General features: G+C 62.6%; 1 protein-coding gene. It reads left to right on the top strand.

Features of this window, described 5'->3' with window-relative positions:
• Nucleotides 1-31: 31 nt before the first annotated feature.
• A partial coding sequence (locus P3H15_RS53890) for an MFS transporter (RefSeq protein ID WP_276144805.1) occupies nucleotides 32-1,532 on the top strand: 1,501 nt, incomplete at its 3' end.

Raw genomic sequence — 1,532 nt, 5'->3', positions numbered from 1 at the left:
GTTCGGAGAGGACCACGGTCTCGGTGTCGAGGTGGTCGACGAGTCCACTCAGGTGGCCGAAACGACCGTCGACGCTCTTCGGCAGGCTAAGGTCGTTGCCGTTCAGAATCGTGGGATCGGCTACTGGATCATCGCGACGGCGGCTCTGGTGATGCTTGCCGAGCAGTCAGCGTTCGGTTTCACGCTGTACAGTCCGGTCCTGGGTAGCATCGCTGTGCAGTATCAGACCAGCAACGTCGTGTGGGTCATGACGACGGTGATGCTCGCGGGCGCAGTGGCGGTTCCGTTCTTGTGCAAACTTGCCGATGTGTACGGGAAGAAGCGGATCCTCGGTGGTGGCGTCGTCGCCACCGCGCTGGGCTGTCTGCTCTGTGCCGTTGCGCCGTCGTTCGGTGTGTTGCTCGCCGGCCGAGTTCTGATGGCGGCAGGATCCGCGTTCGCAGTCATTGCGGTGGCGCTGATGCGGGACGTTTTCCCGCCACGGATGCGATCGCTGGCCATCGCGCTGGCGCTGAACGGGTCGGGCATCGTGCTCATCGTCGGTCCATTGCTGTCGGGATGGTTGGTAGGAATCTGGGGGGTGGGGGCGCCCTTCGTCTTCCAGTTGGTGATCTGCCTGGTCTCCGGGGCGATTGCGCTGGCCATTATTCCGGAGACACCACTTCGTGTCCTCGCTCGGGTGGACTATCTGGGAGCCGCTCTCCTCGGCTGTGGTGTCTTCGGCATTCTGATCGGCCTGTCTCAGGTGCAGAATCGAGGATGGGATCAGTTCACGGTCGGCTTCACGACTATCGGCCTGCTCGCACTGGCGGTGTGGACGCTGCAGTCGAAGCGGAGCAGTGACCCGTTGGTGAACCTCAGGCTCATCTCCCGTCATGCGGTGGCAACACCGGTGGCCGCGTCGGCGCTGTTCTATGGCGTGACGGCGAGCGTGAACGTCCTGGTCGTGCTCCAATGGTCAACCCCGAAAGATGTTGCACCCTACGGCCACAGCCTCAACGCCCTGCAAATTGGGCTGTGGACCATTCCGTTCGGAATTCTCACTGTTGTCGCCGGAATCGTCGTCGGGCTCACTGTCCGATCGATCGGCTACCGCACCCATATGATCATCGCAGGTGTCTGCTGGACAGTTCCATCGGTGTTTCTTGCCTTCAATCTCGACGCCTCGCCGGCGGTCGCGATCGCCGTCTACGGCATCTACGGCATCGCGACGATGTCGATAGCGGCAGCTTCCAGCCTGATTCTCATCGCCACACCCGAAGACCAGCGGAGCGTCGCCCTCGGCATGAATGCATCGGTCAATTCGATTGCGGGCGCGGTGGTGCAAGTTCTGATCTTCGCCATCCTCGGCAGTTCCGTGGCCGCTGTCGTGGCCGGCTCACCGGTATACACACCCGAGGCATTCCAGGCGGCCTACCTCACCGCAGCCGCCGTCGGAGCCCTCGGATTGATCGTTTCTCTGCTGATTCCACATGGCCGCCGCCAGCCCAGATCAGAACCCCCGACCTCCGATCCCCAGTCGGATAGCCCCC

Source organism: Rhodococcus sp. T2V, assembly GCF_029269925.1.
Classification (GTDB): domain Bacteria; phylum Actinomycetota; class Actinomycetes; order Mycobacteriales; family Mycobacteriaceae; genus Rhodococcus_F; species Rhodococcus_F koreensis.
Note: the sequence above shows the minus strand (reverse complement) of the source record. Positions and strands in the feature narration are given on the sequence as shown.